This window comes from Phormidium sp. FACHB-592 (genome assembly GCF_014695795.1).
Lineage (GTDB): Bacteria > Cyanobacteriota > Cyanobacteriia > Leptolyngbyales > Leptolyngbyaceae > Stenomitos.
This window is the reverse complement of sequence record NZ_JACJOZ010000032.1, coordinates 99542-122144: the sequence shown is the minus strand read 5'-3', so window position 1 is coordinate 122144 and position 22603 is coordinate 99542. Positions and strand designations below refer to the sequence as shown.

At 50.5% G+C, this 22603-nt stretch carries 17 protein-coding genes and 2 tRNA genes; 10 read left to right on the top strand and 9 right to left on the bottom strand.

Annotation, left to right across the window (positions count from 1 at the left end):
• Positions 1 to 503 precede the first annotated feature (503 nt).
• Complete coding sequence (locus H6F86_RS07765; RefSeq protein ID WP_199305145.1) at positions 504 to 4751, top strand: non-ribosomal peptide synthetase; 4248 nt, start codon at positions 504 to 506, stop codon at positions 4749 to 4751.
• A gap of 13 nt (positions 4752 to 4764) precedes the next feature.
• On the opposite strand, the gene H6F86_RS07760 is transcribed toward H6F86_RS07765, so the two are convergent.
• From H6F86_RS07760 to H6F86_RS07750, 3 genes are all read right to left on the bottom strand, one after another.
• A complete protein-coding gene (locus H6F86_RS07760) occupies positions 4765 to 6360 on the bottom strand; it encodes an Hsp70 family protein (protein ID WP_190447754.1) in 1596 nt (531 codons plus the stop codon).
• A gap of 548 nt (positions 6361 to 6908) precedes the next feature.
• The gene (locus H6F86_RS07755) at positions 6909 to 7613 is read right to left on the bottom strand and encodes a hypothetical protein (RefSeq protein ID WP_190447752.1); all 705 of its coding nucleotides are present in this window, start codon (positions 7611 to 7613) and stop codon (positions 6909 to 6911) included.
• A gap of 447 nt (positions 7614 to 8060) precedes the next feature.
• Positions 8061 to 8777 carry a Crp/Fnr family transcriptional regulator gene (locus tag H6F86_RS07750; RefSeq protein WP_190447750.1) on the bottom strand — a complete coding sequence of 239 codons (717 nt, stop codon included), beginning with the start codon at positions 8775 to 8777 and terminating at the stop codon, positions 8061 to 8063.
• A gap of 299 nt (positions 8778 to 9076) precedes the next feature.
• On the opposite strand from H6F86_RS07750, the gene H6F86_RS07745 reads away from it, so the two are divergent.
• Together H6F86_RS07745 and H6F86_RS32125 are read left to right on the top strand one after the other, a co-directional pair.
• Complete coding sequence (locus H6F86_RS07745; RefSeq protein WP_190447749.1) at positions 9077 to 9376, top strand: hypothetical protein; 300 nt, start codon at positions 9077 to 9079, stop codon at positions 9374 to 9376.
• A gap of 28 nt (positions 9377 to 9404) precedes the next feature.
• Positions 9405 to 10556, top strand: a complete 1152-nt coding sequence (locus tag H6F86_RS32125) for a hypothetical protein (protein WP_242033417.1) — start codon at positions 9405 to 9407, stop codon at positions 10554 to 10556.
• Positions 10557 to 10684: 128 nt separating this feature from the next.
• Here H6F86_RS32125 and H6F86_RS07735 read toward each other — a convergent pair.
• Positions 10685 to 10756 (bottom strand) — tRNA-Met (locus H6F86_RS07735).
• A 267-nt stretch (positions 10757 to 11023) separates the two neighbouring features.
• Here H6F86_RS07735 and H6F86_RS07730 point away from each other — a divergent pair.
• Positions 11024 to 11539 (top strand): DUF4330 domain-containing protein, encoded by a 516-nt coding sequence (locus tag H6F86_RS07730; RefSeq protein ID WP_190447747.1) that lies wholly within the window; start codon positions 11024 to 11026, stop codon positions 11537 to 11539.
• 34 nt (positions 11540 to 11573) lie between these two features.
• On the opposite strand, the gene H6F86_RS07725 is transcribed toward H6F86_RS07730, so the two are convergent.
• Positions 11574 to 12470, bottom strand: a complete 897-nt coding sequence (locus tag H6F86_RS07725) for an alpha/beta hydrolase (RefSeq protein ID WP_190447745.1) — start codon at positions 12468 to 12470, stop codon at positions 11574 to 11576.
• Between the two features lie 125 nt (positions 12471 to 12595).
• Positions 12596 to 13912 (bottom strand): amino acid permease, encoded by a 1317-nt coding sequence (locus H6F86_RS07720; RefSeq protein WP_190447742.1) that lies wholly within the window; start codon positions 13910 to 13912, stop codon positions 12596 to 12598.
• 393 nt (positions 13913 to 14305) lie between these two features.
• Between H6F86_RS07720 and H6F86_RS07715 the strand changes: the two genes are divergently transcribed.
• Positions 14306 to 15136: a dienelactone hydrolase family protein gene (locus H6F86_RS07715; protein WP_190447740.1), complete on the top strand. Its 831-nt coding sequence runs from the start codon at positions 14306 to 14308 to the stop codon at positions 15134 to 15136.
• Between the two features lie 12 nt (positions 15137 to 15148).
• On the opposite strand, the gene H6F86_RS07710 is transcribed toward H6F86_RS07715, so the two are convergent.
• Complete coding sequence (locus H6F86_RS07710; RefSeq protein ID WP_242033416.1) at positions 15149 to 16489, bottom strand: glycoside hydrolase family 10 protein; 1341 nt, start codon at positions 16487 to 16489, stop codon at positions 15149 to 15151.
• A gap of 192 nt (positions 16490 to 16681) precedes the next feature.
• Here H6F86_RS07710 and H6F86_RS07705 point away from each other — a divergent pair, with 192 nt between their 5' ends.
• Positions 16682 to 17149 (top strand): tellurite resistance TerB family protein, encoded by a 468-nt coding sequence (locus H6F86_RS07705; RefSeq protein ID WP_190447737.1) that lies wholly within the window; start codon positions 16682 to 16684, stop codon positions 17147 to 17149.
• A gap of 273 nt (positions 17150 to 17422) precedes the next feature.
• On the opposite strand, the gene H6F86_RS07700 is transcribed toward H6F86_RS07705, so the two are convergent.
• A tRNA-Phe gene (locus tag H6F86_RS07700) sits at positions 17423 to 17495 on the bottom strand.
• A 248-nt stretch (positions 17496 to 17743) separates the two neighbouring features.
• Between H6F86_RS07700 and H6F86_RS07695 the strand changes: the two genes are divergently transcribed.
• The 4 genes from H6F86_RS07695 (at position 17744) to H6F86_RS07680 (ending at position 20559) form a co-directional block, all read left to right on the top strand.
• Positions 17744 to 18511, top strand: a complete 768-nt coding sequence (locus tag H6F86_RS07695) for a DUF1350 family protein (protein ID WP_190447735.1) — start codon at positions 17744 to 17746, stop codon at positions 18509 to 18511.
• A 364-nt stretch (positions 18512 to 18875) separates the two neighbouring features.
• Positions 18876 to 19223 (top strand): resolvase, encoded by a 348-nt coding sequence (locus H6F86_RS07690; protein WP_190447733.1) that lies wholly within the window; start codon positions 18876 to 18878, stop codon positions 19221 to 19223.
• 223 nt (positions 19224 to 19446) lie between these two features.
• The gene (locus H6F86_RS07685; RefSeq protein WP_190447732.1) at positions 19447 to 19629 is read left to right on the top strand and encodes a hypothetical protein; all 183 of its coding nucleotides are present in this window, start codon (positions 19447 to 19449) and stop codon (positions 19627 to 19629) included.
• A 282-nt stretch (positions 19630 to 19911) separates the two neighbouring features.
• A complete protein-coding gene (locus H6F86_RS07680; protein ID WP_190447730.1) occupies positions 19912 to 20559 on the top strand; it encodes a DUF3318 domain-containing protein in 648 nt (215 codons plus the stop codon).
• A gap of 391 nt (positions 20560 to 20950) precedes the next feature.
• Here H6F86_RS07680 and guaA read toward each other — a convergent pair whose 3' ends face one another.
• Positions 20951 to 22564: a glutamine-hydrolyzing GMP synthase gene (gene guaA, locus H6F86_RS07675; protein WP_190447727.1), complete on the bottom strand. Its 1614-nt coding sequence runs from the start codon at positions 22562 to 22564 to the stop codon at positions 20951 to 20953.
• Positions 22565 to 22603: the final 39 nt, after the last annotated feature.

Sequence of the window (22603 nt, the reverse complement as noted above, 5' to 3'; positions counted from 1 at the left end):
AGCTTTTTGCTAAAAGTGTAAATCGTCGTGCCCATATGCATAAAGAGTGAGTGAAGGACCGCTGTTGTATTGACGATCGACGGAAGAATAACGACTAATGGATCATGTCTATGAGTAAACTTTCTCAGTGGATTCACCGATTTTAAAGTCTTTATTTTTTCGTTTGTATTTTTATCCCCCTACATAAATGCATATTGCTTCACGCTCTACCTCTTTGTCTAAGCTGCAATTGCAGCAATTTAAGCCCTTAATAACGCTTGCCTGATTCCACTGCTGTATCCCAGATTCTACAGACACTTAAAGGCATACATATTTTTTTCTGCGTAATTTTGGCGGTATCAAAAAGTTACGGACGTTAGCACAATGGGACTCAACTCTTCTGGATCGTTACGACTAAACGTACCGTCTGGTGTGCCTTCAGATGTGCTTTCAAAAACGGGTGCGATCGCAAATCATCTGGCAACGCTTCGAACAACTCATTTCTGCCAGTGGTAGAGAAAAGCATGCAAGATTCGTACCCACTTTCGCCGATGCAGCAGGGGATGCTGTTTCACAGTCTTCATGGGCAGCAGACTGGAGTAGATCTTGAGCAGATGGTCTGTACATTGCATGAATGTATAGCAGTCGAACCGTTGATTCAGGCATGGCAGCAGGTTGTAGCGCGTCATCCAGTCTTAAGAACCAGTTTTCAATGGGATGGGTTGGAAGAACCCAGGCAACTGGTGCAGTCAAGTATCTCCTTGCCTTTTACGCAGCATGATTGGCAAGGTCTATCGGTTGCAGAACAAGACGATCGCTATGCCCTGTACTTGCAGACCGATCGCCTGCGTGGGTTTGACCTGGCTCACGCCCCCCTTATGCGTCTTGCCTTGTTTCGATTGGCTGACACTGAGTTTCGGTTAATCTGGACGTTTCATCATATTCTGCTAGACGGGCGATCGGTGGCAGTGCTGCTACAGGAAGTGTTTGCCCTTTATGAAGTGCTTTGTCAGAATCAAACGCTAGCGCTGGCAACCCCTCGACCCTATCAAGACTATATTGAGTGGCTACAGCAGCAGGATCGATCGACCGCAAAAGGGTTCTGGCAGCACCAACTCAACGGCTTCTCAACACCAACGCCGCTGCTGCCACCCCAAGCATCAAGCCAGTTGCTCGACCAACCCGGACATGGAGAAGAGCAGCTTTGCCTCTCGGCAGCATTAACGACAGCGTTGCAATCCCTTGCCAAACAGCAGGACATTACGCCCAATACGATCGTCCAGGGTGCCTGGGCATTGCTTTTAAGCCGTTATAGTGGCGAAGCCGATGTTGTGTTTGGAGCGACTAGAGCCTGCCGCCAATCATCTATTGATGGAGCCAACTCAATCATTGGGCTACTAATCAATACGCTGCCCGTCAGAGTTCAGGTGCCAGCAGAGGCAGCGTTACTGCCCTGGCTGAAGGCGTTGCGATCGCAGCACATTGCTGTCCGTGACTACGAGCATACGCCGCTAGTAGATGTGCAGGCATGGAGTGAGGTGCCGGGCGGCATGCCGCTATTCGAGAGCCTGGTCGTGTTCGAAAACTATTCACTCAATACGAAGCTACAGCAACAGGGCAGCAACTGGCAGCATCGCGAGTTTCAACTGCATGAGCAACCGCCACTGCCGCTAGTGCTGATTGGGTGCCTGGATGCCGAACTGGTGTTGAAAATTTCGTACGATCGCCGTCGGTTTGATCAAGCCGGCATCCTGCGCTTACTGGGGCACCTCCAAACCTTGCTAACCAGCATGATTACGAACCCAGAGCAATCTTTGGCAGAGTTGCCGTTGGTAACAGAAGCCGAACGGCACCAACTGCTGGTGGAATGGAACGATACAACGGTTGACTATGCTCAAACGACCTGTTTGCATGAACTCTTTGAAGCACAGGTAACGCGGAACCCCGATGCGATCGCGGTGGTTTACGAAGCGCAACAGCTTACCTATGGTGAGGTCAACCGTCAGGCAAACCAACTCGCCCATCATCTGAAAGCGCTGGGTGTGCGTCCGGGCACCTTTGTCGGCGTTTACCTGAATCGTGGCTTAGAGATGATTCCCACGCTGCTGGGCATTCTCAAAGCTGGCGGAGCTTACGTTCCGCTGGAACCAACCTTTCCCCAAGCACGGGTGCAGTGGATTCTCGACTCCCTAGACGTAGGCTGGGTTGTAACGCAGCCGCTGCATCGATCGACTTTTGAAACACTCCAAACGCAACTGCCAAGACTGGAGCATTTGATCTGCTGCGACACAATGGTGATCGAAACGGGAGATCGAGGCTGTGATCAAACACCAACTGGGCTAAAGGTATGGCAACAGTCGCACCTGTGCCAGCAGCCAACTGCAAACCTACCCAAGCAGGGCAGCGCTGATGATACTGCCTACGTGATCTTTACCTCTGGCTCTACGGGCACACCGAAGGGAGTTGTCGTCCGGCATCAGCCCGTCATCAATTTAATCGAGTGGGTCAACCGCAGTTTTAACATCACTGCAACCGATCGCGTGTTGTTCATCACTTCACTCTGCTTTGACCTGTCTGTGTATGACATCTTTGGGCTACTGGCAGCGGGTGGCTCAATTCGAGTTGTGTCCAGTGAGGCTGTACGCGATCCGGCGGCGCTGCTGCATATTCTGTGCCATGAACCCATTACCTTCTGGGATTCGGCACCACCTGCCTTGCAACAGCTTGTGCCTTTTTTCTCCAACCTAAAGGACGAGCGATCGCAGCTACGGCTGGTCTTTATGAGTGGCGATTGGATTCCAGTTACGCTGCCTGATGCGCTAAAAGCAACGTTTCCTGGTGTGGACGTAATTTCGCTAGGTGGAGCGACTGAGGCAACGGTCTGGTCGAACTTCTACCGCATTAACGACATCGATCCAAATTGGACTAGCATTCCCTACGGCAAGCCTATCCAGAACGCCCAATATTATGTGCTGGATGCTCGCCTGCGACCCTGCCCGATCGGGGTGACAGGTGAACTCTACATTGGTGGCGACTGTCTGGCATCGGGCTACACTGATCCAGTTAAAACGGCAGAACGGTTTCTGCCGCACCCGTTTCAGCCATCATCGCAGGCGCGGCTGTACCGAACAGGCGATTTAGCGCGCTTTTTTCCCGATGGCAACATTGAGTTTTTGGGTCGCATCGATCATCAGGTGAAGATTCGTGGCTTTCGGATTGAACTGGGCGAAATTGAGGCTGTGCTTGCTCAAAATGCAGCCATCCGAGTGTCTGTCGTGATGGCACGGGACGATCAACCTGGTGAAAAACGTCTGGTTGCTTACGTTGTACCACGCCAGCAGCCAGCACCCACGATCGCTGAACTGCGCCAGTCCCTCAAGGAAAAACTGCCGGATTACATGCTGCCATCCGCGTTTGTCTTGCTGAAGGAGCTACCCGTCACGGCAAACGGCAAGCTCGATCGCACAGCGTTACCGGCTCCCGAAAGTGTCTTTGCAGACGATCGACGGGCTTCGCTGTCTATGGCAACGGGTAAGGGTGAGTCAGAGGTAGCAATTTCGTTTGTAGCGCCGAGAGATGAGCTAGAGCGTCAGTTAGTCGCGATCTGGGAAGGTGTTTTGCAAATCAAGCCGATCGGTATTCACGATCACTTCTTTGAACTGGGCGGTCATTCGCTGTCAGCCGTGCGCGTGTGGTCGCAGATCGAAAAAACGCTTGGCAAACGTCTGCCGCTGTCAACGCTCTTTCAGGCACCCACGATCGAAGCGCTGGCAACCTGTCTTCGCCGGGACGTAGCACCATCCGCATCTAGTACAGCCCAAGCTGGTGCAGCCCAAGTTCGTATGGCTCAAGCCGATGTAGCTCAAGGTGGTGCAGCACTGTCAAACTTATTACCCAGCGCGACATCTATCACTCCGTCCCTGGTCGTCATTCAGCCTGGTCAACCAGCAAGCGGTAAACCACCGTTGTTCTGTATTCATGTTTTAGGTAGAGGGCTGAAGTATTACCTCCCGCTCGTACGCCATCTTGACCCAGACCAACCTGTGTATGGTCTGGCAGCTCACATGGCTGGAGAAGCGATCGCCATCGATCGTGTTGAAGCTCTGGCAGCGCACTACAATCGGCAAATGCAGGCGCTACAGCGCCAGGGTCCCTACTTACTGGTGGGAGTTTCCTTTGGTGGCTTGGTAGCGTACGAGATGGCACAGCAACTGACGGCACAAGGGCAACAAATTGCCTTCCTGGGTTTGATCGATACATACCCGTCGATCGACAACCAGCCTCTTTTAAGGCATCTGGTGAACGATCGGGCGACCAAGCATTGGCACAAGATCAAGCAGTCTGGTCTTCCTTACCTGCTGAGAATGATCAAAGCACAAGTTCGCTGGCGTACTCAAGATCTATTGGAGGCACTATGGCACGGGTACTGTCATGCCAGCACTACCTTCTGCCGCCTTACCGGCTTGCCGCTACCTGACAAAATCACGGATTTCAACTATGAGCAAGAAAACCAGCAGGTTGCTCATCGCTACTGTATCCGTCGCTATGACGGTCGTGTCGCGTTGTTTAAGGCAACTGAGCGCCAGAATGTGCCTCACACCCTGATTGACAATGAACTGAGCTGGCAGCAGTTAGTCAAAGAGGGGTTAGACGTGCATCATATCCCTGGCGATCATCTAGGGATGCTGAAGGAACCCTATGTGCAAAAGCTGGGTAACGCTTTGCGAGGCTGTCTTACTGAAGCAACCGCCCCTTCTAACAGCAAACATTAAGGGCTGCTGGCGATCAACTCAATTGGACAACGGGTTGATCGTCAATCAGCGTTTGCAATGCTAGGAGGTCTTCTACCGTAATGCGGAGAAAGCGCTGCTCATCAACGCGAAACAGCACCTTAACTCGATCGCTCCCTGGATGCCCCGGTGGCTCCAGTTTGGCGATCTTGCGGGCACCGTCACGATCGTTGAGCGGCTGTACCTGATGGCTGCTGCCAAGGTGCCGAGTTACCAGACGATCGCCATCAAAGTAAACTTCTGTTTGATTGGCTTCTACACCCAGTTCGCCGATGACTAGCTCGATGCTCGGTTGATTATCCAAAGAGGCACCCAGCCGCAACTCTACTGGATCGCTCATGGGATAGGCTTGCCCCGCTTTAATCAGTGGATGCCAGTTGTGGCAGTTTTGGCGACGATCCCAATAGCGAATGCCGTAGCCGTGATAGAGAAAGTCCTTGAGTTCAATGCCCTGGCTTAGTTGCAGCGCCCCATGCGCGATCGCCTCAAAGGGTTTTTCGCAGCGCACCTTACTAGCTTCAAAATGTTGCTGCACCCAGCTCTGCACCGCTGGTATCTGAGCCGTGCCACCCACCAGCAACACGGCATCAATGTCAGTTGTTTCTAAGCCCTGCCGTCGCGCTTGCTGCAACACTTGCAACAGGCAATCATCCAGACGCTCAAAAAACTGGTTCTGTTTCAGGATGTCTTCAAATTGTGTACGGCTGAGTTGCAGTTCGTAGCTCTCAAAGGTTTCGTCGTCAAAGTACACTTCTTGCGCCTGGGTTTGCAGCGAAAGCTGAATTTTGAGCCGTTCTGCCAATCGTGTGGTCAGTGGCGTTACCGCTAGTCCTTGCGCCTCAGCAAAATAATCTACTAACCAGTTATCGATGTCCGATCCGCCCAGATTTTGTCCTGCTTTCGCTAATACTCTGGCTGTCTTGGGTGTTTGCCCTGACTGTTCCGCAAACGACTTTTGCCCCCATTTAAGGATAAAGCCGAGCGGTTTTGGCTGTACCTGAGCACGATCGAGCCGTACCAACGAGAGATCCAGCGTGCCACCCCCAAAGTCGATGACTAGCAGCGTTTCTTGGTCGGCTAACCCATAACCCAGTGCTGCTGCCGTTGGTTCATCCAGCATACGCACCTGTTCTACTTGCAGCGACTCGCATACGTGCCCTAGCCAGAGACGATAGGCCTCAAAGCTATCTACTGGCACGGTAAAGACGATCGACTGTCCCGCTTCCGGTTCAATGGTCTTAAGCTGCTGTACGAGCTGAGTGAGAAACCATTGCCCTACTTGCTCAAACCGAATGGTACAGCCGTCTAGCTCAGGCAAAAAGCCCTGCACACTGGAACCAATGCCGCGCTTGAAATTACGAAAGAAACGCGGGTCTGTAGATAAATCAAGGGCACGATCGCGCACAGTTTGACCAACCACTACTGTGCCCTGACGCGCCTCTTGCACGTAAAGCAAACTGGGAATGAGCGGTGGGTTCTGACCAGAGCGATCGCTGATGCCTGGTAAAGAGAGTGTTTCTGGTTGCTGCGTTGCACGATTCCACCGGGCAACAACGGTGTTGCTAGTCCCAAAGTCAATTGCGATTCCCATGCCGTCTCAGATCACCTTGCATACGTGGCTCTTTTAAGACAATAAATGATATGCAAGCATTACCCTCACTCTTAGGGCATCCTAATCGCGCTGCTTTAACTTGTCTTTTCTGAAAATATGGCTCAGGCGGGGTTTGAACCTGCGACCTTGGGCTTATGAGTGCGGCACTAAAAGCGCTGAAAGCCTTACTAGTAAAGCTTTTCCAGCCTTACTGCGTCAACGCCTGAGTTCTTAAGCTGACCTAGTAAAATTCTATCAGGAACCAGACTTGCACTGCTGACGAGGATTTTCGGATTGGCTTCCTAGAGGCAATCCCTACAGACAACTGCTAACTACTAAGGGATTCGAATTCCCCTAGAGCTTAACCTTAGGGGAATTCGAATCGGTAACAATAAAGTATTTATGCTTGCTTAATTAGGCAGGGAGTTACCTGTCCTAGACACAAGGATTTTCAGACACAACGTTTAAGCTAACCGGACGGTGACGACCCTTGCAACTAAACAACTTATGCTTTGTTCCGGTTCAGCGCAGTGTTATGGGGCGATCTCCTAGGCTCCCCTAACTGTAGCAGTTCCATGCAAAACTCCAACGGGTGTCTGAAACCCAGGAACCAGGATAATCTGGTATCGCTCAAGCTCCCAGTTTGCTTTTAACTGATCGTCAGTAAGTCGATCAAGTTGTTTACCAGAACGACTCTCAGGGCGAGGAATTCCCCGATCAAACAATCGGTCAGTACCAAGATTGAAAGCTAGAAAGTACACTGTCCATACTCCAGGGCTAATATCAACCTGCTTCATTGGTTCAGTCAAATACAGCAAGTTTGTGATTGCAACCCGCCCAGAATCTATTCTTAGGGGTAGAGCTATAACTCTCTCTGCTTTACCAAAAGCGGGTACTTGGGTCGAAGCATATACCTCAATCCAATGGTCGTTCAAATGGGCATCAGTTCCAAAGCAAATCGTTCTTCCATTGGTAATATAGCCTTGCCGATAACTACCTAGATCTGAACGTTTTTCATCAGGATCGGAGTAGAAACTGTCAGGGCTTGGATCGACTCCTGTGTCATAAATAAAGAATAGATAATGGTCAGCAAAAATCCTAAATTCTGTTAGCAATTGCATTGGTTTGCCTTCAGCTAAGGCTAACTGGGACGTAGACAGTACGGTTGACAAAACAGTTGATTGAGACATTGGAACACCGCAAGATACTGCAATCCCCAACCCTGCCAATGTCAGTAGCTTTCGCCGTTTCATCCCTTCAATTTGCTTTACTCAAGTCCCACCCATAGTCTAAATCAATAACCTTGCAGCACTAAAAGCTGACTTTAGCGAGAAATCTTCGCTTATATCTGAACACCAGATTGAGCCGCATAACTATTATTAGGCAGAAACTTTCCGCCTATCCATCCAATTTGGGATCTTAGGCAGAAACTTTCTGCCTAACTCTTTTATCTTCCTGGACTAGAACTGGTATACATCACCGTTCGGTTATAGTCTGAAACCCTGATTCTCTCGTTCCTATTAGCTCCTACGCATAGGCTAGGATGCCGATTCTTTCGTTAAGTAGTTGCGTGATGCAGCAACTCACCAGACGTTTTCAGGGTGTTTCAGCAACCAACCTTGATAACAGCAGCACTGTTTTCGCCATTGCGTCAGCGCTCACCACCTCCGTGGCGGCACTACCAAGCACTGACAGCGCCATCAGCTCCCACTCACTACTGCTGCAAAAGCACTGTGAACGACCCCATAACACTCACAGACAAAGTCTTCTAAGCCCGTCCGATCCACCAGCGTCATGCACCCACGCTGGTAACGCACCCAACCCGCTTGACTGAGGACACCCGCCGCCACGGTCACACCGGCACGACGCACCCCCAGCATTTTACTGATGCTCACATGCGTCATAGGGAACGTGTCTGCTCCCAAACTATCACTGACTAGCAAGAGCCAACGTGCCAGACGCTCTTCGGTCGTATGAAAGCGGTTGCACGCGCCGCCTTGTGCCGCTTGCGTCAGCATGGCTTGCATATAGCGGAGCAGCAAGCTGTGCAGGAATTCCAGACGGTTGAACTCGGTCAGCAGTTTCCCCGCAGGCAGTCGCCACGCTTTGCCTGTGACCTGCACCACCGCCTGCTGGCTGCGACTTATACCACCAAGCACCACTGGCAACCCAGCCATACCTTCTTGCCCCACCAAGCCCACTTCCATCGTGGCACCATCCTTCAGTGAAGACACCAAGGAAATGAGCGCTTGCTCCGGAAAGTAAACATAGTCGATCGGGCAACCCATCTCGTAGATGGGTTGCCCGATCGACAACGTGACCTGTTCTAAAGCGGGTTGTAAGCGCTGATAGACGTCGGCTGGCAAGGCTACGAGCAGATGATTGCTTGATCGGGGAGTGGTTTGAGGTGCTGACATCTGATGTCTTGAGGGTGTGTCAAGTTGAGCAAACGCAGCTGACGACGCCCCGGGGAGAGTGCTAACGCTCGACCTCAGTCTCCAAAGGTGGGTTTCTCACTCAGTGGCGGTCTGCACTGACCAACCGCCGGCATTGATCAGCAGTGTTGAGTACCACTAATAGCCTTTCCCGCTGTCACTGTCAGTACGGCACTGGACAAAGGGTCCGGCAACGCTTCAAGCCTGTTGTGCCCTCTGGTTGCCTCATGACGCAGCCCACCACGCATAGGGCAAGCTAGAGAGAGCTTTGAGGATTCTCTATGACTATTTTAAATCTTGCGGCAATTCTCAATGGTATGGGCTCAGTAGAAGAATTAGCAACTTGGTGCGGCATGGTGCTGAGGGAGACTGCCCCAACGCAGGCGATATCGGAGGCTGTGAATGTAGTCAACTTCCAATCCGACTTGCAGGAGGCGGTTAATCCGGATGGGAAGCCAATTATCGTGCTTAGGTTTGTGTTTAAGCAGTTGCCACCTTCAAGCGTGACGGGTAAGCCCTGGAACGCTACAGTTCCCATTCCTCGCAGCGCTGAGATCCCATGTTATTATCTGTCGAACTGAAGCCCCGTAACACTTTTGAGGATTGATTATGGTCTTTGCTGGTGAGGGCTTACGTGCGCCATCGTTGCCGCCTAGAGTCAACAACAGTTTGCCGTCGGTAACGGGTCGTGCTGTTGCCGGTGCGTTACTCGGTGCTGCTGCTGGAGTTGCAGGGACGGTTGGGCTACCGTCTGCTCCACTCAATGCGCCATATGCAGGAGCGCCACCGCCGATTACTCGTGATGCGCCAACTCCTTCATCTAGCGCGGTCAATCCTCTACTGAGTGGGGCAACCGGCGGTCGTGCACCTAGCTTGGGTGGATCGATGCCAGGGGTAAGATCGCCTGCTGCTGCAATGCCCCGAAGCTTGCCAGCGATGCCGTCATCAGTTGCGCCACGCGGTCTTGGATTAGCTGGCATGGGTTCAGCCCTGGCGGATGCAGGATTAAGGCGATTAGGGGAAGAATTGCAAGGCACATCGGGAAGCCCCTTCTATGTGTCACCAGAGCAGCAGTTGAAGAACGATCGCTTCGCTGAAGCGCAGAGACAGAGTAACGATTACTTCAGAGAGTCTGCCAAGCAGGCTGCGCGAGATTTTGGAGACTTTCTCAAGAATCCTCTAGGTGATAGGGGGAGAGAACCCAGTAACAGGAAAGGGGATACATCCCAGACCCCTATTAGAAAGGGTAATGGTAGTGCTCCATCTGGCAGCCAGGTAGGGAAGATGTACCGTGTAGACGGCACTGTGAGCAATGGGATAAGCGGTTCTAACCCTTTTAGCCACACACTACCAGGTCCGATCGGACCGATTGTCACCAGTAAATACAGCGTTAACGGTTTTGAGTATCTAGATGCCCTTTTTTCTTCAGGATCCGGTGTGCAGTCACTGCTAAGTGGTGGTAACAGCAAGGGCGGTGCAAGTGCTGCAATTACTGGCATTACGCCCATAGACGGCATCCCCGACCCTGCAACGCCCGCAGATCCTGATTCTTTCAGGGGTGGGGATGGGCTGGCACTGGTCGATCGTCACCAGGTCAGAGAGTTCTTGCCTATCAAAAACACGCGCCATACCTTCATCACCTTGGTGCTAGAAGCTGGAATGGACCCTAAAGACGTGGCTTACCTAGTGGGCAATTCGGCGGAGGTCATCTACAAACACTATGCTGCCGTCAAGCACAATCTAGTTGTGCCTGATTTTTAAGTTCTCACAAGTAGAAAAGACTCTAGGAAGGCATTACAAGCCTAGACCTTAGGGCTACCCCCATTTTTTGAGGGAAACAGCAAACTCCAGAATCGATCGTCATTTTGGAGTTGGTTTTTCTGAAAGCATGGCTCAGGCGGGGTTTGAACCTGCGACCTTGGGCTTATGAGTCCCCTGCTCTACCACTGAGCTACTGAGCCGTAACAAATAACTTGATTAATTTAGCATAAGACAACAAGCGATCGCTATAGCCCGATGCTCACTCTTAACTTCTTTTCTCTCAGTTTTTCGCTGTTGCCTGTCAATTCAGAGAGAATGTGTTTGTCAGTGGTGCAGTCATGATAGTCTTGCACAGAATCGCTTGACTGTTATGGGTTAAACGCATAATCTCCCGCAAAATGGGGAAGATGCTTCAAGTAAACCCGATCGCAAATGGTCGTGGCATTAGATCATCGAGGCAATATTTCATGGCTATTGTAGATTCTAAAGGTCGCTTATTTGGCAAGGTCAGCCTTTTAGATATTGGTGCAGCGCTGCTAGTGCTGCTGGTAATTGTTGGTGTGCTGTTACCCAGTTTCACAGGTGCTCAACTTAGCTCCAACCTCAAAGCGGTTGAGGTGGATGTCATTGTTAGAAGTGTTGGTTCCAAAGACCCTAAAACCTTGCTCAAAGAAGGGGACAAAACAAATCTGATTATTCGGAATCAGCCCTTCGGCGCGGTTACCCTTAAAGCAGTGCGAGAATTGCCTCGGAATATAGCAGTGCCTCAGCCTGATGGCTCTACTAAAGCGCTGCCAGATCCCCGACCCGAAGCGGGTCTGACAAAAGATTTTTTGGTAACGGTTGCGGGCGATGCAAATATGACTGACAACGGTCCGTTGTTGGGCAATAGCAAGATTAAAGCCGGCACTAAAATTGAGCTTGAAGGCTTTACCTATGACTTTGCAGACCTGTATGTCATTGATGTGCGGGTTGGCGCTTAGTCGCTTTTAGGAGCTAGCTTTTAGAAGACTGGCTCTACTTCAGCAAAGCGAGAAATCTGCGGATAAGGGCGATCGATACTGCTGGTAGCTCTAATTGTGGTGTCAGCCCTACGTCCTCAATCACTTGTAGCCCGCGAATGGCTTGTGGGTTCAGTGCTGCCAACCGCTGACCAATTTCAGGACCCGTAAACTGCGATCGCCGACCCCAGATCATTGCAGTTGGCACAGTCAACTGAGCAATATAAAGCGAAAGGTCAAAGGATAAATCGCCTCGCACAAATGCCAGTGCAGCATATTCAGCATTGGGCTGTTGGGCAGACTCCAAGTATGCCTCGACAATTTCGGGAAAAATGCGATCGGGTTGGGCAAACTGCCGCTGTTCGAGGAAGTTGCGGATACCCCAACTTACGGCAATGCCAGTGCTGTACAGTAAGCGATCAAGCACGGGCGTGCTGACCAGTTGAGCAAAAAATGTGCGCGTATAATCTTGACCAAAATCAGACAGACCCGCAGGCGTAGTCAAAATCAGCGATTGAAACAAGTCTGGACGGAGGATCGCTGCCCGAATGACGATCGCCGCCGTCAGCGATGATGCCATAACGGGCACAGCCCCCTCACACGTTTGCTCTAGAAACTCAATAATTGTGGTGATGTAGTCATCTACCTGATAGTTCCGTTCTGGATGATCCGATCGCCCCCAGCCAATCAAGTCGGGTGCCAGAATGCGATAGTCCGACGCGAAAGCGGGATAGACCTTCGACCATTCGTAAGCGGAAGAACCACCGCCAAACCCGTGGAGAAACACAAGCGTGGGTTTACTTTGGTGATCGCCATCCCCGCTTGACCAGAGGGATGCGTCAGCGGTGTCATAAACCATCGTGCCAAGCGTAGTGACGATGGAACGTTGACAAAACCCAGGTGGGAGAAACATGGTAAACCTTACGGAGGGATAAGGAGATAGGGATCGATTACCGCTCTTGATACCTCTATTTCAGCACGGGTGGCGATCGCTGCACTCTACTTACAGGTTCATTCTGGCAAGTAATAGCCCAACCTCTAGGTAGCGCTCCGTTTCATAAACGCATTTCGCACAAAGACAAGGATAAAACCCACACCAGCCAGGGCTGTTGCCAAAATGTGGCTTTCCCTAGACGCGAAGGCAATGAGGACAAGGTTAGAAAGAAGAGCGAGAACTGGAATAATGGCTGGGACTTGAAACCCGTCTGCATTACCTTCTCGACGTTTAATGATCAGCAGTGACAAGTTAACTAAACAGAACATAGTGAGAATGAGGGTTGCGGTTGTGCCTGCCAAAAATTGCAGCGGCACTGACAATGCCAGAAAGATTGCGATCGGCAAAATCACGACGATCGTTCGGTAAGGCGTGGCGCGGATTGCGTGCAGTTTACTCAACCAGGCAGGCAGCAACCCATCACGCGACATACCAAAGAGCAACCGTGACGCTGTAATAAAATTCAGCAATGCCGTATTTAGCACCGCAAACAGCGCGATGAACGTAAAGATGACACCTGGAAAATTTGGCTGTGCCCGTAGCACTACATCCAGCAATGGCGCACCAGAAGCAGACAGTGCTGCAGGATCTAAGACTTGAGCCGCCAGCCAGGAAACCAGAACATAAATGACTCCAGCAATACCCAGTGATAACAGAACGGCTCTTGGGACATTGCGCTCAGGATTTTTCACCTCTTCCGCTACATTCACAATGTCCTCAAAGCCAATGAAGGCGTAGAAGGCAAGCGCAGCGCCTTGAAAGATGGCAATCCAGCCGATGTCTCCACTGGTTGCAGTTGCAGTCGCAGCAGCATTACCAGCACTACCACCCCCGCTAAGAAAGAGGACTGAAACTAAGATAACGATGAGTAGCCCCGAAACCTCAAGCGTTGTACAAAAAATGTTAAGGCTGGACGATTCCTGCATCCCCCGAAAATTGATAAACGCAAGACCGCTAAAGAGCGCCAGGATAACTAACCATTCTGGAAAAATGGGAGCAAACTTGAACAAATAACCTGCGAACGCTTTCGAGATAACTGCCATCGAAACAACACAGGTGCAAAACATGAGCCAACCGACAATGACAGAGAGCCATTCGGTGCGAAACGCCCGCTGCACAAAGATTGCCACGCCGCCGCTAAATGGCAAACGACTACCGAGTTCGGCATAACTCAACGCTGTCAGCGCTGCGACTGACATCGCCACTAAAAACGAAGCCCAAACAAGTGCCCCAGAAAGCCCAGCAATTTTGCCTACAACGGCATAAATGCCAGCACCTAAAATATCGCCAACGCCATAAATAACTAGTGTGGGTAAGCTAAACACTCGTTTTAATGAATCTGCCGCTTCGATCTTTTCCATACTTTTCTGTTTAGTGGGTTAATCCAATATCTTGTCTAGTCAACGAAGGTCTTGAAGAAACGAAGGCTTTCTGAAAGTCGATCGCGGTTGACGGGCAGAGAGAAACGCCAGTTTATTAGTTAGGGAGTTTGAGGGCTGTAGTGTTTGATGCTAGGGCAACACTGGTTACGATCACCCACACCCTTCTATTCCTATGACTGATTTCAACAGCATGGAGAATGTCTGCGATCGCGTCAAGCTTCTGCAATTATCCTGCTCCAGAGCGTTGCAGAACGTTACGATTGCATCCGATTGAGTGCGACAACGCCAGTAATTATTGCGTTTTAGAAACAATTTTCTGCACAGCTTAAGATCAAGGCTGGTCTTTCAACGTCAATCATCAACGCTAATAACATGCCAGAATTTACACGTCGCCAGTTTATGGCTACGGCTGCTTTTGCCAGCGGCTTTGCACTTGCAGTACAGCCGATCGCAGCAAGCGTCATCACAACTAATGCTGAGGGTATCGTTGCTGGTGCAGTTAAGATCCCTGTCAGCGATGGCGAGATGCCTGCTTACAGAGCCATGCCAGCGAAGGGCACAAATTTCCCGATTGTGCTGGTCATTCACGAGATTTTTGGCGTACACGCACATATTGAGGATGTCTGCCGTCGCTTTGCCAAGTTGGGCTACGTGGCGATCGCGCCCCAGCTCTTTACGCGGCAGGGCGATGTGCTGAAGCTAAGCAGCGTTGACAAAATTCGCCCTATTGTTGCCAAAGTACCGGATGCTCAGGTAATGTCTGACCTCGACGCAACCGCAGCCTGGGCAGCGAAAGCATCCAAGGGGGACGCTGCAAAGCTAGCCATAACGGGCTTCTGTTGGGGTGGTCGCATTGTCTGGCTGTATGCGACTCGCACTCCCACTATCAAAGCAGGTGTGGCATGGTACGGACGGCTTGTAGGTGAGCCAAATCTACTCATGCCAACGCATCCAGTTGATGTTGCCTGTGCGCTGAAAGTGCCTGTGTTGGGGCTTTACGGTGGCAAAGATACAGGCATTCCGCTCACTACCGTGGAGCAAATGCGCGATCGCCTTAAGTCCAGCAGTAGTAAGTCTGAAATCATCGTTTACCCCGAAGCCCCGCACGCCTTCTTTGCCGACTACCGCCCCTCATACCGCGAAGCGGATGCAAAAGACGGTTGGAAGCGGCTCCAGGCATGGTTTAAGCAGAATGGGGCCTAGCCTTGGAGCGGTTTAACGGGGTGGCACCCAACCTTTCATCACGTCTGGTCGAGGGACTGGCGGCGAAAAGAGCGATCGTAAGACGGCTTTGCGATCGTTCGCTGGCTCTGTCACTAGCTGCCACAGTGTTTCATAGAAGAAAAACGAGACCCCTGCAAAACCCTGCTGCCGTACGATCTGAATTTGGTCGCGCACCTGCTGCATGGGTATAGGACGCTTTCTCAACCCAGTCAGAATACCAACCCCAGTTGGGATATGCCGCCGAGCCGCCTGCATCTCAGGGGTTTGCAGTTGTGCTGTAAAGGCTTGCGGACTGCTGGTATAAACCTGGAGCACAAGTTCTTCAATCAGCCCTTGCTGCTCCCAGGCTTTCCAGTCCTGCAAAGAATTATTGTAGGCAAACTCGTAGTTATTGGGCGACAACGCAAAAATAACATTCTTCTTACGCGCTTTGACCGCACGGAAAAGCTGTGTCGTAAAGCTGGTGAGCTTATTTGCCCGCCACCGCACCCAAGCAGGGTCACGGGGGTTGGTGGGCGGTGCTTTACCTTGTTCACGCTTGTAAAGCTGCGCAGTATAGTCATCGTAGCCAAACTGGTAAGGCAGCCCAAAATGGTCATCAAACTGAATGCCGTCAATATCGTACTTATTGACAAGTTCCAGAACGAGAGACTGCATGAACTGCTGCACTTCAGGTTTGAACGGGTTAAGCCAGACACGCGGGTAAATGCCTTCTTGCCAGACACGTGTGCCGTCTTGCTGCTGAGTCAGCCAATCAGGATGCCGTATTGCCAAAGCAGAATCTTCGGGTGCCATGAAGCCAAACTCAAACCAGGGCAGCACTGCCATACCGCGCTGGTGTGCCTGCTGCACCAGTTCTGCCAGTGAATCACGTCCCTCGAGCCCGAGCGGTCGTGGGTCAACAGCAGCACCGCTCGCTTGCTTTGCCACTGCACTGGGATAGGTTGTGTAGCCCCAGTTCCAAGCGACGGGATAGAGCGTGTTGAAATGCAGTTGCGCCAGTTGCTGCACAGCATCTTTAAGCACAGACCCGTTAAACAGCACAGCGCTGTCAACATTGGTGATCCACACACCACGAATCTCGCTACGAGGCGCGATCGATGCTTGGGAAACTCTTGGTGCAGCCGTTTGGGCTGCAAGCGGCATTGCGGCTAGCAGTAGCGTGACGCATCCTGTCAGCAGCAGCGCGAGCACGTTAGCCCGCCTTGGCACAGATTGTCTAACAACGCGTAGCCATCGATCGCACTGCTGCACTAGCGGCACATTCATCACAAGACGGCATAAACTCAACCATTTAACCCAAATGCCCCTACCAAAAACTACATGATTCATCGCGCAAAGCATGGTTACGTGTGCAATTTAGCTGACGCCAGGGAAAGCTAAAAGTAGCCTGATTTGATTGACCAAACCCAGCCGAGTCATGTTAATCGTTTGCAACGCTCCATGTCACCCATATTTAAAGGCAACTGGTAGCGGTTATTGCTTGATCCACTTAAACACTTACTGAAAAAATTAGGAGAACCGATGCCCAAACGTAAATTGCCCCGTGGTGGTAGCACTCAGGTAGCTGTAAGTCCTGATCTGGCGATCGCAGCGATCGGACTTTTTTCAACCTTTGCCGATGGCGAAGCTTCTGATGATGCAGAAACTTACGCGCTTGGGGAAATGCTCTCCAGCATTGATCTGTATGAAGATTACGCTGAGGAAGACTTTGAAGCGCTAGGAGCAGAGATTGCTGAACTAATCAGCAGCGAAGGGATTGAGGCTGTCGTTAGCCAGGCGCTCGCTACTGCTAGAGAAGAAGGGCTTGAAGAAGCCGCTTTCATTGTTGCCCTCGTCATTATTGCTTCAGATGGCGAAGTGCCAGAAGAAGAGCAAGAATACATTGATAATCTGAGTGCAGCACTGGGTCTTTCACCAGAACGCTCCAACGAGATTATTGACGAACTCTTTGCTGAAGAAGAAGAGGAAGAGGAGGAAGAGGAAGAGTAACTCAAAGCAGTCTTAACCTCACAACAAAGGCTCCTTGCAACGGTATGTCATTGCAGGGAGTTTTTGCATTTTCACAGATAGAGGCGAATACTTGATGCTCTCAACTTGGGAGGAAGCAGGTCTAGAGCAAATGTTGTTTAACCCTGTTATGCAGTAATTGATTAAGCACCCTCAAGACGAATGAGGGGCATCATACTATGCATACTAGGCATCACTTTAGTTGAAAGCCACGGAGCCTCTTGAATCAGAGCTTTCAACTTGTTTTACTTATAATGCCAGGACGGGGACTTGAACCCCGGACACGAGGATTTTCAGTCCTCTGCTCTACCAACTGAGCTATCCCGGCGCGTCTTTAGCGCTTACCCAACTTACCAAACCTGTGTCACTAAATGCAAGCAAATTAAGGAAACAGGGATAATCGTGCCAAAAGATGGCGTTACATCACAGTAGAGCTTGTGTATGAGCTTGGTCGATCGCTAGATAGACCATTGACGCAGCCACGCTATGACATCAGGTACATCACAGGAAAGAAGGGTTGTACGGCAGAATAGAAAGAATGCAGTACCCCACTGCTAATTGTTTATTTTCTTACGCATGGACTGGCAGGACATTTCTGGTAACTGGGTTTTGGTGCCGCCGCGCCCTACTGCAATCGTGCACTTTCTTGGCGGTGCGTTTGTGGCAGCGGCTCCTCATGTAACCTATCGCCGATTGTTAGAGCGTCTGGCAGTGCAAGGCTATGTCATTGTCGCTACGCCCTTTGTAAATACGTTTGACCATACGACGATCGCGCGGACTGTGCTGCAAGATTTCGATCGCGCTCTGGAGATTTTGCATACCAAGATGCTTAGCAAGCGCTATTTGCCGATTTATGGGATCGGGCACAGTATGGGTTGCAAGCTACACCTGCTCATTGGTAGTCTCTTTTCAGTAGAGCGATCAGGCAATATTCTGATTGCTTTCAATAACTTTTCGGCTCGTAATGCAGTGCCTCTGGTCGAGCAATTTTCGCCCGTTTTTGCAGTCGAGTTCACACCATCGCCCCTAGAGACCAATCAGCTTATTGCCAAAAGCTATCAGATCCGTCGGAATTTGCTGGTGAAGTTTACCAATGACACGATCGATCAGACCACTGTGTTAACAGACGTGTTGCAAAATCGGTTTCCAGGTATGGTTGTTGCTCAGACTTTGTCCGGTAACCACTTAACACCACTGGGTCCCGATGTAAACTGGCAAGCGGGCACTGTTTTTACGCCGTTGGATGCAATCGGGCAGTGGGTACGTCAAGAAGTCTACCGAGAACTCCATCAGTTAGAGCGTACAGTTTTGCGCTGGTTAGACCCACTGGCATCCCTTAGCTAACGCGATCGTATCGGTCTTACCTAAACCTCCAGACAATGACTTTTTAAGAAGTGAAGTTGCGTCATGAATTTGGCTTGCCTCAGTAGCTCAATAAGTGATTGATGATGGAATTGCTCAAGCCTCTACTGCAACTGGGAATGCTTTTTGTACTGATTTCCCTGATGTGTTTAGCACTAATCGCGCTATTGCCAGCTAACCCTTTGTGCGGTCTCGTCTTTTTTGTAGTCAGCATACTGGCTATTCTCTTGACCGTTGATGCTCTCTAGCATTGAGGCATTGCCGGTTTACCGCCATAACCTCTAAGGGTGCTTAAATCTCATGGTAGGATTCATTGAGTCTTAAGGTTAAAACGTCGGTAATGCCCATGGATACTGAAGCAAGCACTGAGTGGAATGGGCTGATGGACATTGAAGCGGTGCAAAAAACGCTGAACCGTTCTAGAGCTTCGATTTACCGCTATGCAAACACAGATCCAGCCATCTTAAACTCACCCTACGATCCCACGCGGCTAAATCCAGAACTACGTTTGCACAAGGATGATGTCCTGCTCTTTCACCCCAATGAGGTTGCACGTTTTGCAAAAGATGTGCTCAAGATTAAAAACGTCACAATCGAAGTCCTTGAAGCAGCACCTACACCTACGCAGGAGCTCTTGCAAGCGATCCTGGCAGAGTTGCAAAGTATTCATCAGCTATTGAAGGAGCGATCGTAGACAACAAACCTAGAAAGCACAGCGTGCAGGCGGATTTGAGTTGCAGCCTGCTTTCTACGTTTTCTGAGACTGATGTTTTCTGAAACTTACGTTGAGTTTGTTTACTGGAAACTACAGCCTGGGGCAAACTCGTTAGAATTACTTATATAGAGGAGATTTTCTCTATACAGGCATTAAATACAGTCATGCCTTTTCAAATTCCCATTGGTGCATAGCTATTTTTATGGAATCAGGTAGTCAGCCTGCCAGTACGACCGAGCGATCGACCCACCGCTTTGCAGAGCTTGTAGGGGTGGTCATCGCTCTTTTAACGCTTACAGTACCCTTAGCAGTCATTGCTCATTATTCAGGCGGGGCACAGTTCTCCCAGCCCGTTAGCGGTGTTCTATCCCGACCGAATCGTTAGCTTTAAGAGGTGCTGCTGACAGGAGAGTGGTTAATAAAGGTAGATAGTGCTGCTATCAACTTCGGCATAGCTGCAAGGGGTAAAATGCTAAAAGCGTTAGCCCATTACTGCCTTAGTGGCTTCGCGAGTATCAGGTCAAAAGGGCTATAAGCAATTTTGTGGCGATCGCACTTGCATGAAGGCAGCACAATCCTAGAGAATGAACAGAACGGCAAAGGCTTCCTGGGATCGCTATGATTTAAAGGAGGCACTTTTAAAATTCGAGATTTTTCAAGCGGAACCATGACATCATACGCAACCACCTCTGCTAAGGCTGAAATGAGTGAACTGCGGCGGTTAAGAACCTTACTGCCGCCAGAGCTTCAGAGTTGGGTTTCGGTTGAAGCGACAACAGCCGTTAACCCACCGCTGCTCACTTGTGAAGAAATTGGCAAGGATGAGGTCGAAATTCAAATCGACATGGTGAAGTGGGAGCAGTTAGCCACGGATCAGCGTAATCTGCTGTTCTGGCACGAGGTGGCACGCATCCAAAACGATACGATCCCCAAGGATGGTTGGGAGATGGCAGCGCTGGCGATCGGCTTGGGTGGCGCAGTAGGTGAACTGTGGGTGCAAGATGGGCTGCTACTGCTCTTAGCCCTTGGTCTCTGCGGTGTTTCAGGCTGGAGGCTGTGGCAAAAAAACAGCACTGAGAAGACGTTGAAAGAAGTGCTGGAGGCAGACGAAAAGGCGATCGCGCTAGCAACTCGCTTTGGTTATACACTACCTAATGCGTACAAAAGTCTTGGTAGCGCTTTGAAAGTGCTGATCGAACAATCGCCCAAAAAACGGCTGCGATCGAGATATGAAGCTCGGTTAGATGCGTTGAAGAAAAGCGCTGCTAAAGCTAAAGCCAAAATGAAAGCACCGGAAAACGAAGCAGCCTATTAAATGCTGTTCCATTTAGCGATCCCTGGTAGCCTCAAAGGGTCAAGACAAACAATTTTAGGTTTAGCTAACATCAGGTTTTGACTGAAAATGAGTCAAAACTTAGAGGCTGTTCCTTAATTGGTGCAGGCTTAATTCACAACCGTATGATTCCTGAAAACGTAGAGTTTTCCACAGGAAGCCCTGCTTTGGCATAGGTTTTCCACAGACTTACACGGGTTTTCCACAGATCACTTCCGCTACAGAGTGTCTGAAGCTAGCCTAATAAGTAGCTAGATAATGGAACAAAGGTGTGCTTAATGGAGCAAGGGACTTCAGCGTGAGCGCTTAATGGAACGATGAAACCCCTCGCTTAGAGACCACTCCTCTTTGCAGAATATGGAGGGCTACGTAGCTATTCCCACTCAATTGTGCCAGGCGGTTTGGAGGTGATATCATAAACCACGCGATTAACGCCCCTTACTTCATTCACAATTCGGTTGGAGATCGTCTCCAGAAGATCATACGAAACGCGCGACCAATCCGCCGTCATACCATCTTCGCTAGAAACAAACCGTAGCACAATCGGGTACGCGTAGGTACGTTGGTCGCCCATGACACCAACACTACGGATTGGCAAAAGCACCGCAAATGCCTGCCACAATTCGTTATACAGCCCTGCTCGATTAATCTCTTGGCGCACAATCAAATCAGCATCGCGCAAAATATCTAGACGGTCTTCAGTGACCTCTCCCAAGATCCGAATCGCTAAACCAGGACCGGGAAACGGCTGTCGCAGCACAATTTCTTCCGGTAAACCGATCGACCGACCCACTTTACGGACTTCATCCTTAAACAGTTTACGAAGCGGCTCAATCAGTTTGAACTGCAAATCTTTAGGCAAACCGCCGACGTTATGGTGGCTTTTAATTTTGACTGCCACTCGCTCACCTGTCTGGGGATCAACGTTCGTGTCAGCCGATTCAATCACATCTGGATAGAGAGTGCCTTGAGCCAAGTAGTCGAACGGTCCCAGTCGCCGCGATTCTTCCTCAAAGACGCGAATAAATTCATGTCCAATACGCTTGCGTTTGACTTCGGGATCGGTAACACCTTGAATCTGAGCGAGAAAGCGTTCACGAGCGTTAACATACGCGACTGGAATGTGGAACTGTTCCCGGAATAGTTTGACCAAGCGCTCTGGCTCTAGCTTTCGCATGAAGCCCTGGTCAATGAACATACAAGTTAGCTGTTCGCCGATCGCTCGATACAGTAAAAACGCTAGCGTTGATGAATCGACACCGCCAGAAAGGGCTAGTAGAACCCGTTTGTTGCCGACTCTGGCGCGAATTTCACGAATGGCTTCTTCAACAAAGGCATCAGTTGTCCAGGTTGGTTCGCATTGGCAAATATGGTAAACAAAGTTGCGAATGAGCGCTAGTCCGCCAATGGAATGCACGACCTCTGGATGAAACTGCACCCCATAAAGCTTGCGATCGTGATGAGCAACCGCAGCGCAGGCAGTGTTTGCCGTATGCGCTAACAACTCAAACCCTTCTGGGAGTTGTGTTACTGAGTCACCATGACTCATCCACATCGTTGTCCCATCTTCAACATTAGTCAGCAGATCGGTGGGATCATCGATCATTAGGGACGCTTTACCGTATTCTGCAAGCTCCGATCGCTCTACCCCACCGCCAAGCTGCTGCACCATCAGTTGCATTCCGTAGCACACACCCAGAACTGGTACGCCCAATGCCCAAATCTCTGGGTCACAGTGAGGGGCAGCGCTGTCATACACCGAACTAGGACCACCCGACAAAATGATCCCCTTCGGGTTAAGTTGTCGCAATTGTGCCGCAGTTGTCCGGTAAGAGAGCACCTCGGAGTAGACCTGAGTCTCCCGAATCCGACGGGCAATTAATTCAGAGTACTGCGAGCCAAAATCTAAAATGACAATGAGTTGGCGGTTGAGCCGATTTTGCTCAACTGGCTCGACCTGAAGCTGTTGTTCTGTCTGTAGAGTCACCGAGGTATCCTAAATTTTGCTACAAGAGTGGATAGATGC

Bases quoted from the DNA above. Each gene is read 5' to 3' on its own strand.
- H6F86_RS07765 (WP_199305145.1), top strand. From the start codon at position 504: ATGCAAGATTCGTACCCACTTTCGCCGATGCAGCAGGGGATGCTGTTT.
- H6F86_RS07760 (WP_190447754.1), bottom strand. From the start codon at position 6,360: ATGGGAATCGCAATTGACTTTGGGACTAGCAACACCGTTGTTGCCCGG.
- H6F86_RS07755 (WP_190447752.1), bottom strand. From the start codon at position 7,613: ATGAAACGGCGAAAGCTACTGACATTGGCAGGGTTGGGGATTGCAGTA.
- H6F86_RS07750 (WP_190447750.1), bottom strand. From the start codon at position 8,777: ATGTCAGCACCTCAAACCACTCCCCGATCAAGCAATCATCTGCTCGTA.
- H6F86_RS07745 (WP_190447749.1), top strand. From the start codon at position 9,077: ATGACTATTTTAAATCTTGCGGCAATTCTCAATGGTATGGGCTCAGTA.
- H6F86_RS32125 (WP_242033417.1), top strand. From the start codon at position 9,405: ATGGTCTTTGCTGGTGAGGGCTTACGTGCGCCATCGTTGCCGCCTAGA.
- H6F86_RS07730 (WP_190447747.1), top strand. From the start codon at position 11,024: ATGGCTATTGTAGATTCTAAAGGTCGCTTATTTGGCAAGGTCAGCCTT.
- H6F86_RS07725 (WP_190447745.1), bottom strand. From the start codon at position 12,470: ATGTTTCTCCCACCTGGGTTTTGTCAACGTTCCATCGTCACTACGCTT.
- H6F86_RS07720 (WP_190447742.1), bottom strand. From the start codon at position 13,912: ATGGAAAAGATCGAAGCGGCAGATTCATTAAAACGAGTGTTTAGCTTA.
- H6F86_RS07715 (WP_190447740.1), top strand. From the start codon at position 14,306: ATGCCAGAATTTACACGTCGCCAGTTTATGGCTACGGCTGCTTTTGCC.
- H6F86_RS07710 (WP_242033416.1), bottom strand. From the start codon at position 16,489: ATGAATCATGTAGTTTTTGGTAGGGGCATTTGGGTTAAATGGTTGAGT.
- H6F86_RS07705 (WP_190447737.1), top strand. From the start codon at position 16,682: ATGCCCAAACGTAAATTGCCCCGTGGTGGTAGCACTCAGGTAGCTGTA.
- H6F86_RS07695 (WP_190447735.1), top strand. From the start codon at position 17,744: ATGGACTGGCAGGACATTTCTGGTAACTGGGTTTTGGTGCCGCCGCGC.
- H6F86_RS07690 (WP_190447733.1), top strand. From the start codon at position 18,876: ATGGATACTGAAGCAAGCACTGAGTGGAATGGGCTGATGGACATTGAA.
- H6F86_RS07685 (WP_190447732.1), top strand. From the start codon at position 19,447: ATGGAATCAGGTAGTCAGCCTGCCAGTACGACCGAGCGATCGACCCAC.
- H6F86_RS07680 (WP_190447730.1), top strand. From the start codon at position 19,912: ATGACATCATACGCAACCACCTCTGCTAAGGCTGAAATGAGTGAACTG.